Origin of the sequence: Planktothrix sp. (assembly GCF_046067725.1) — a bacterium.
Taxonomy (GTDB): Bacteria; Cyanobacteriota; Cyanobacteriia; order Cyanobacteriales; family Microcoleaceae; genus Planktothrix.
Genome location: NZ_JBJUDF010000356.1, coordinates 1 through 7,757, shown reverse-complemented (window position 1 = coordinate 7,757; position 7,757 = coordinate 1). Strand labels below are relative to the sequence as shown.

The following is a 7,757-nucleotide window of genomic DNA, read 5'->3' as shown; positions in this document are numbered from 1 at the left end:
CTATTGTGCCAAAAAGGAACCCTAGAATCAAGGGTTGTTGGCAATTTCCAAGGTGCCATCTAACAACATATCCATCCGAGAAACCCGGTTTCTCATGGGTATCTAGGGAATGAAATCAAGATGGGTTCAGAAACCCGGTTTCTTAAAGTCCCCTTCAGGGTGGAGGAATTTTCCTAAGTATAAATACTCGATGCAGATTTTCTAAATAAAGCTGTAGCTTACGTTACAAAATTTTAAGATTTTGCAGCAATGTCATCCAAATTTTGCGAAAGGGGGGATATAATAGAGGAGTAAGCACAAATGATTATTAAAAAAAGTCCATGTTGAACAAAAACTTACGCAAAAATTCTGTGAAACTCTCCGATGTCCATCGCGCTAACATCCAAAAAAGATTAGAACATCGTCTGGAAGTTGCTAGAAGCAATGGAGACGAAAATCTGATTCGGATTCTTGAAGCCGAAATGCGCCAGATCTAGGAATTATCCTGTTCAGCAATTCCTCCCTTCAGCTAGGCAGTGGTGAAACTCAGTCGTGTTAACCTTAGCCCTAGAACGGTATATGGTCAAAAATTACCCTAAAGCCTGGTAGAGTCCTTTTACCAGGCTTTCTCGTCATTTCAATTAATGACCCCCAACCACTACATTTTTCATGCGGACATGGGGCCCACCCACACTAACCGGTAATGGCATTTGTCCCCCTTTACCACAACCGCCATTGGTGTACAGTAAATCATTGCCAATTCCTTCAATATCTTTGAGGGTTTGAAAGACATTTCCACTCAAAGTCACATTGCTAACGGGTTCAGCAATTTCACCGTTGCGAATCATATATCCTTCTGCGGCGGCGAAGGTGAACATTTCTCCGTTGGTTTGGCCTCCTAACATTCTAACGGCATACACCCCTTCTTCAATATCCTTAATCATTTCTTCAAACGTGCGATCGCCGGCTTCAATAGCTGTATTGGTCATTCGCACAATGGGGGGATAGGTTGCACTTAAAGCTCTAGCATTTCCGGTGGGTTTTTCCTTCATTTTTCCCGCCGTTTCTAAATTATGCAACCGTTGGGTTAAGATGCCATTTTTAATTAAATATTTGCGTTGAGCGGGAACGCCTTCATCATCATAACAAATTGAACCCGGAAGGTCAGGAATTGTTGCATCATCAACAACAGTTAATTGTTCAATTCCCATGGGTTTTCCTAATTCTAATAACTCCTGCATTCGGGGATTTTCATAGACAAAATCCGCTTCGGATAAATGACCAAAGGCTTCATGAATAAAGACTCCGGCTAAATAAGGATCTAAGACAACGGTATATTGACCCCCTTTAACGGGTTTGGCTTCTAACTGGCGAATGGCTCGTTTTGCAGCACCTTTGACTCGTTCTTCAACTCCCAATAAAACATTATAATCACAACGAGAACCAATGGATTCAAATCCTTGACGAATCATTCCTCCTTCCCCTTTGGCAATGGCTCCAAATCGACCATTAACATCTAACCGTTCTTGGGTAATACAACTGCCAAAAGAATTCACAAAATAGGTGACACTAAATTGATCTGTATAATTGACAATTGTGGCTTGAATCCGAGGATCAAAATCTAACAGTAATTGATTATAATTTTCAATCAATTGACGTTTTTCTTGTAAAGAAATTCCTCTAGGATCACGTTTCAACTCGACCTGAACTTGATCAACAATTCCTTCACTAATCGCGAGTTCAGTGGTTTCTTCTCCCACTAAACGAGCTTGAGAAATCGCTTCCTCAATCCGATGATTTAATTCCTCTAAACCATTAAAGGTAACAAAACTCCATCCCCCTTTATGGCAAGCTCGAATTCCACCCGCTAAGGAAAAATTGCGGTTTACCGCATCCAGTTGAGACCCGCGATAAGCAATCGCCGTTGCTTCGCTTTGTTGTAGTCGAATCTCTAAGTAATCCACCTGATGTTGGTGGATTTTTAGGGTCGTGAGTAACTTCTCTTGAATTAAATCCACAGCCTAATCCCTTGTAAAATTGACGCCCAAATTACACTGTTGTTTTCTTTATTGTAGTCGCTCTGGGATTTTAGGCTGGAAGACTTCGTTACTCACCACCGGCCATGAGTTTTTGTAAAGAACTTAAGCCTTTTTTCACCCGACGAGAAACCGTAACAGAACTAATTCCTAAACGTTCTGCGGTTTCTTTTTGAGTTAAATCATACAAAAAGACAAATTCCAAGACTTTTCGGGTTCCGTCTTCTAACTTAGCTAAGGCTTGCTGTAAGCGAATTTGATCTTCTTGAGCTAACTGAAAACTCCGATAACGGCTATCGGGGACTAATTCCCCTAAACAAGTGGTTCCTTCTTCTTCATCTTGAACCGGAGCATCTAAACTCAATAAAGAACGGTTCCGGTTAGCTAGTTTAACTTCATTCCATTCTTCAACGGAAATTTCTAACGCTGTCGCGACTTCTGCGTCGGTGGGGGGACGTTTGAGTTCTAAATGAAGTTGTTGAATCACCTTCAAGGATTGCCGTTGTAAAGCTAACCATTGACGAGGAACTCGGACGGATGGGCTTTTGTCTCTTAAGTAGTGCTGAATTTCACCCCGAATATAGGGAATGGCAAAGGAACTGAAGGCATGGCCTTTAGAGAGGTCAAATCGTTCGATGGCTCGAATTAATCCGATGCACCCGACCTGAAGTAAATCTTCATAACTTTCGGTACACTGATTCACCCAATGGTGTACCTCTTTACGCACCAATCCTATATTTAATTGAACAATCCGGTTGCGGACATCTTTGCAAGGAGACTGTTGGTATTGGCGTAACAGTTCCAAACTTTCACTTCTGGGATAGTTGATGACTTGAGTAGGCATGACAAGATCCTGCGTTGGTAGGGCTGGCTAATTAGTTCAGTATCAATCTTGACCACACTCGGCTTAACAGGGAAGGTGAGGTTAAAGAGGAACCCTAGTGGGAAGGTAGAACTCTGAACCTAGATGGAACAGTCAGTGTGAGGTCGAGGCTATGCACTAAACGAGGACTTTTGGGCGATCGCCGGGAAGCCTAGCTTGAATCAATTTATACAGATTAAGGGCAACTTTATATTATTCTAGCTCTACTTCTGGAGTTGATACAAGATTTTTATACAAATTAATGAATTTGAGTGTAAGTGCCTCAAACTGTAACTCAAATCAAGCTAACGACCGAATCGGTTTAGCAATTTTAGTTAGGCAGAGTGTTTTGGGGTTGAGTGTTAGAAGGCAGAGGGTTAAACCATTACCCCTCATCCGTTAACCGTTGGGTTATTGAACATTGCGGTTCATGATCAACCGGAGATAGAATAACGAGCTAATCCCCCTTTCTTCCAACATCAAAGTCTTTAGTGAAGAATTTAATATGGATAGGTTAGCTTATGCTGCGGCTTCAAGGCGACCATAGAAGACACCCCGAACTTTAACATCCAAAGATTCTTTAGCACCTAAGTCGTCATCAGAAGGCTGTTCACTTTCAAAAATTCCAGCAATTTCTCCAGTTTCGCTGTCGATTTTAGAAATTTGTAAGGAAATACGACCGGCTTTGACCTTGGTATCGGCTAACTTAACATTGGCACTGGTTAAACCTTCTTTATCGGCTGTTGCAGGTAACGCAACAGCGTTATCATAACCGGAGGCTACCCCACGAGCTTTGGGATCTAAGAAGTTAGCACCCCGATAGGAAGGAACGTTAAAATCCCCAGTAAAATCAACAGAGGTGTTAATGGTGGTGACTGGATTTTTAGAGGTAGCTACTAAACCTTTAACGGTAAATAGGAAGGGAACTTCTTCGCCACCGGGGAGTAAAACGGTAATGGGTTGGAAGTCAATTCCATCTTTTTCTTTAAAGGTGAGTTTTCCATCCGCACCAATCACCAAATCGCCACTGATTTGATCTAAGCTGTAGGTGAATCGAGTTAAAAGACGACCCGGAACAAATTCAGCTTCTTTGCGTTTATTGGTGGGTTCTTCTTTGACAAAATAGTTGGTCGGTTGCAAACACAAACCTGTGACGGTATAAGACTTGTTCGCATCCAGAGCAATTGAACCCCGTGCTGTTTCCGGTAAAGTCGGACAGTTTACAGCCAATCCTGTATTTCTAATATCATCATAGGTCAGTTGCTTGGGATCTTTAGCTTGTGCAGCATCAGAACAAGCGGTGAGTACAGTTAAACAGATTGCTAATAGTGCAGCAACCAAAGCGCGATATCTCATTGTCAACCTCAATATCCAAAATTGATATGTGAAATTAGGGTTGTGGCGTTGAAATCGTTGTCGGCGACCTAGCCACAAATGGGAACACTTTTAAGGGTGCGTTCTCAAACTCCTTGGTCTAAAGACATAAGGACTTTGGCTTCAACGGGGTTGGTCACGTTGAATTAGGAAGCTATTGGGTAGCTGAAACATAACCCAATAGAGATTTTACACGGCTTGTGACTCTTTTTTTACCCGAAGTACAAATTCCTCAACCTTGAGTTAAACTACTTAAGTTAATTTGTGATGCACCCTTTCGGATGGGGTGTCCGCTAATGATGGGTCTCAATTATGGATAGTCACACTGAATTTGATGCACAATCTTCGTTAACTCAGCTTGAATCATTAGCGCATGAGGTTTGGACATTGGCGAATACTGTTGAAGGAAATACGATGGAGCTTTTGGCCATCCTGAGAATTTTAGAACAGTTACACCGAGATATTCGCGATAGTCTGTTTCAACAATCTTTACCGGATAATCGTCAGCAACTTTATCATTTATTGCGAGAAATTGAATCTAAAGGCGGTTGGCCTTATATTCCTCGCAGTTCTCTGAAATCGATGCTCGACAAAATCAACCCAGATTCTGTAGCTGAGGAATTACAGGAGGAATAACAGTCTTGAGGGATGGATTAGGTTAAGTTTAGATGATATTTAAAGAATTAGAGGCGAGAAAGACTCCATCTAAGGCAAAATCATCGACATTTAAAACGATACCTAAAATTTCTTGAGTTTGAATGAGGGTTATGACTGTATCATTGACTAAACCATCCCCTTGATAATCAATTAATTGTTGATAGTTGATATCGTTATGGGTGAGTTCATCGGTTAAGGCTATTTTATCATTTTGGCTAAACCATTCAAAGTCTGTAATTACATCAACTTGTTGTAAATTGAAGGTGGCTTCGTCGGTTCTTAAAATAAAAATATCACTTCCTTCCCCTCCGGTTAAAGTGTCAATTCCTAAATCTCCTGATAGAATATCTTCCCCGCCTTGACCGAAGATTTGATCATTGCCTTTTCCGCCATACAATTGATCATTGCCGTTTCCTCCATCGAGGATATCATGGTCAATATCTCCTCGGAGAAAATCATCTCCCTCTTCTCCCAAAATCTGATCATTTTGTTGACCCCCAAATACTTGATCATTCCCTCCTCCTCCATCAATACTATCTTGACCTTGATTGGCAAAAATATTTTCAGCATCGGGACTTCCGATAATTTGATCATCTCCGGCTAAACTCCAAATTCCATCGGGATAGTTGGTGAGTTCTCCTTGAAATAAGCGAATATATTCGGAGGTATCGCTTCCTAATAATCGCCGTGAATTATTCGGATCAGCAATTAATTGAACTTGTGTAGAATTGGAGAAATCAATGGTGGGTAGATTGGGATTTTCAACATCAGGAAAAATTAAGCTGGGATCAAATAAAATGGGTTCTTCTAAATTTTCATTGAGAAAACTATCGTTACTATTGGTTATAAAAGGATTTGGGGTCGTTGGAGTCATAGCAATAATATAAGAGAAAAAGAACAATCATTAATTGTTTAAAAATTATTGGTCATTTTCAGTGGAGCAGAGCGGAACGAAGAATCTGCAACATATTATTTTAGATCATAAATCCGGGGTATTAGATTTTAATTTAAACTAAAGGTTTTCAAACGATCAAATAATTGCTTCACTTTTTCTAAATCTTTATCGCCAGGAGACCGTTCAACCCCACTGGATAAATCAATTCCATCGGGTTTTAACTGTTGTAATGCTTCCTGAATATTATCAGGGGTTAATCCTCCAGCTAGGAACCAAGAACAAGGAGGAGAAAATTGTTGTAAACTGTTCCAATCTAATGTTTTACCTGTACCGCCTAAGTGTTGAGGATGATAAGCGTCTAATAACAAAGCATCAATAGAGTTAAAATAATCTTGGGTCTGAAGTAAAGTGGCTGAACATTTAATGCGTAATGCTTTAATTAGTTCTATCTGGGGTAACATTTGACGCAGGCGATCGCAAAAATCAGGAGATTCATTACCATGAAGTTGTACACCCGTTAATCCGGTTTCAAGAACAATTTGATAAATTTGCTCGATACTGGTATTGGCAAAAACACCAATGGTTTGAATCGACTTCGGTAACTTGTTTAAAATGTTGCTAATTTTTTCAGATGGAACATAACGAGGGGAAGAAGGGACACAGATAAATCCTAACATCGTTGCACCGAGTTGTGCGATCGCATAACCTTGATCCAGTTGAGTAATTCCACAAATTTTAATTCGCATTCATCCTTTTCCTATTGAGTTGAGAGTTTGATTCCAGGGTCAATTCGTATCAAAATTTTACATTAAATATTAACTTTTTCAACAAATTGACAGTTTTTACAATCAAATTTCTATAATCCTTGAAGTTAAAGACGGTCATTTTCTGAACGGATCACGATTAGGAAAAGATCCAGTCCATTCCTTGCGATTCACAAATTTGTCAATTCATCAGGAGATAGAAACTTGATTTACACTTCATTATTGATGTCGATACAAGGGACAGTTCCCCAGACCGTCAGTTGGTCTCCGAGCGTAGCCATTATCATGATTTCCTGTAACTTGTTAGCAATTTTCATTGGTTTCTATGCGATTTCTAAAGAAAATCGCGGCAAAGGGCCAAATTTACCCGGTTTACCTCGGATGTTTACGGGGTTTGGAGTTCCTGAATTATTAGCAACGGTAAGTTTTGGCCATATTTTAGGGGCTGGAGTGATTTTAGCATTAGGAAATGCTGGAGTTCTCTAGGGCGAGTCCCCAAGGAAAGTTAAAAACAATCAGGAAATTTAATCGGTTTAGAATTTTCTCTGTTATCTTCAATTCAACCTTCTAACCTGCCCATGCGAATTAAGCGCAGGCTAAAGATTAATAGCTTGCGCCATTCGCGTTATTAGATCATCCTTCTAAGAACTAAAAATTTTTGATATACTATTAACAAGAAGGTTAAACTGAGAAAATCAAATACATGGAGTCAAAAGCATCTCATGCAGGCAGGTTGCCGGATTGGAACATTATTTGGAATTCCACTCTTTGTTGATTATTCTTGGTTTGCAATTGTTTTACTGTTTACAGTAGTCAATCGCCAAGATTATGCTCAATGGGGGCCGAATTTATCTTGGATGGCTGGGTTTGCGATCGCAATTTTGTTATTTGCTTCAGTGCTATTACATGAACTTGGTCATAGTTTAGTGGCTCAATCTCAAGGAATTGAAGTGAATTCGATTACCCTTTTTCTCTTCGGAGGGGTAGCTTCCATTGACCAAGAATCCAAAACTCCGGGTCAAGCGTTTCAAGTGGCGATCGCTGGCCCTTTGGTCAGTTTTAGTTTATTTTTTATCCTCAATCTTGTTACTTACATCTTACCTCCTTCCAGTTTAATTTATTCCCTAGCCCAAGATTTAGCCAGCATTAACTTAGTTTTAGGTATTTTTAATTTAATTCCAGGGTTGCCC

The 7,757-nt window shown here is 40.1% G+C and carries 9 protein-coding genes; 4 read left to right on the top strand and 5 right to left on the bottom strand.

The window, feature by feature from the left end; genetic code table 11:
• The first annotated feature begins 320 nt into the window (after window positions 1-320).
• Complete coding sequence (locus ACKPEB_RS21980) at window positions 321-476, top strand: hypothetical protein (RefSeq protein WP_408967151.1); 156 nt, start codon at window positions 321-323, stop codon at window positions 474-476.
• Between the two features lie 144 nt (window positions 477-620).
• Here ACKPEB_RS21980 and ACKPEB_RS21975 read toward each other — a convergent pair whose 3' ends face one another.
• The 3 genes from ACKPEB_RS21975 to ACKPEB_RS21965 form a co-directional block, all read right to left on the bottom strand.
• Window positions 621-1,988 carry a TldD/PmbA family protein gene (locus ACKPEB_RS21975; protein ID WP_408967150.1) on the bottom strand — a complete coding sequence of 456 codons (1,368 nt, stop codon included), beginning with the start codon at window positions 1,986-1,988 and terminating at the stop codon, window positions 621-623.
• Between the two features lie 97 nt (window positions 1,989-2,085).
• On the bottom strand, window positions 2,086-2,859 hold the full coding sequence (locus ACKPEB_RS21970; protein WP_408967149.1) for an RNA polymerase sigma factor SigF: 774 nt from the start codon (window positions 2,857-2,859) through the stop codon (window positions 2,086-2,088).
• A 537-nt stretch (window positions 2,860-3,396) separates the two neighbouring features.
• On the bottom strand, window positions 3,397-4,233 hold the full coding sequence (locus ACKPEB_RS21965; RefSeq protein WP_408967148.1) for a photosystem II manganese-stabilizing polypeptide: 837 nt from the start codon (window positions 4,231-4,233) through the stop codon (window positions 3,397-3,399).
• A 330-nt stretch (window positions 4,234-4,563) separates the two neighbouring features.
• Between ACKPEB_RS21965 and ACKPEB_RS21960 the strand changes: the two genes are divergently transcribed.
• On the top strand, window positions 4,564-4,887 hold the full coding sequence (locus ACKPEB_RS21960) for a hypothetical protein (RefSeq protein ID WP_408967147.1): 324 nt from the start codon (window positions 4,564-4,566) through the stop codon (window positions 4,885-4,887).
• Window positions 4,888-4,915: 28 nt separating this feature from the next.
• Here ACKPEB_RS21960 and ACKPEB_RS21955 read toward each other — a convergent pair whose 3' ends face one another.
• Both ACKPEB_RS21955 and ACKPEB_RS21950 read right to left on the bottom strand, forming a co-directional pair.
• Complete coding sequence (locus tag ACKPEB_RS21955) at window positions 4,916-5,782, bottom strand: calcium-binding protein (protein WP_408967146.1); 867 nt, start codon at window positions 5,780-5,782, stop codon at window positions 4,916-4,918.
• A 128-nt stretch (window positions 5,783-5,910) separates the two neighbouring features.
• A complete protein-coding gene (locus ACKPEB_RS21950; protein ID WP_408967145.1) occupies window positions 5,911-6,549 on the bottom strand; it encodes a phosphoribosylanthranilate isomerase in 639 nt (212 codons plus the stop codon).
• Between the two features lie 222 nt (window positions 6,550-6,771).
• On the opposite strand from ACKPEB_RS21950, the gene psaK reads away from it, so the two are divergent.
• Together psaK and ACKPEB_RS21940 are read left to right on the top strand one after the other, a co-directional pair.
• A complete protein-coding gene (gene psaK, locus ACKPEB_RS21945) occupies window positions 6,772-7,053 on the top strand; it encodes a photosystem I reaction center subunit PsaK (RefSeq protein ID WP_408967144.1) in 282 nt (93 codons plus the stop codon).
• A gap of 236 nt (window positions 7,054-7,289) precedes the next feature.
• On the top strand, window positions 7,290-7,757 hold a 468-nt coding region (locus tag ACKPEB_RS21940; protein WP_408967143.1), incomplete at its 3' end, for a site-2 protease family protein.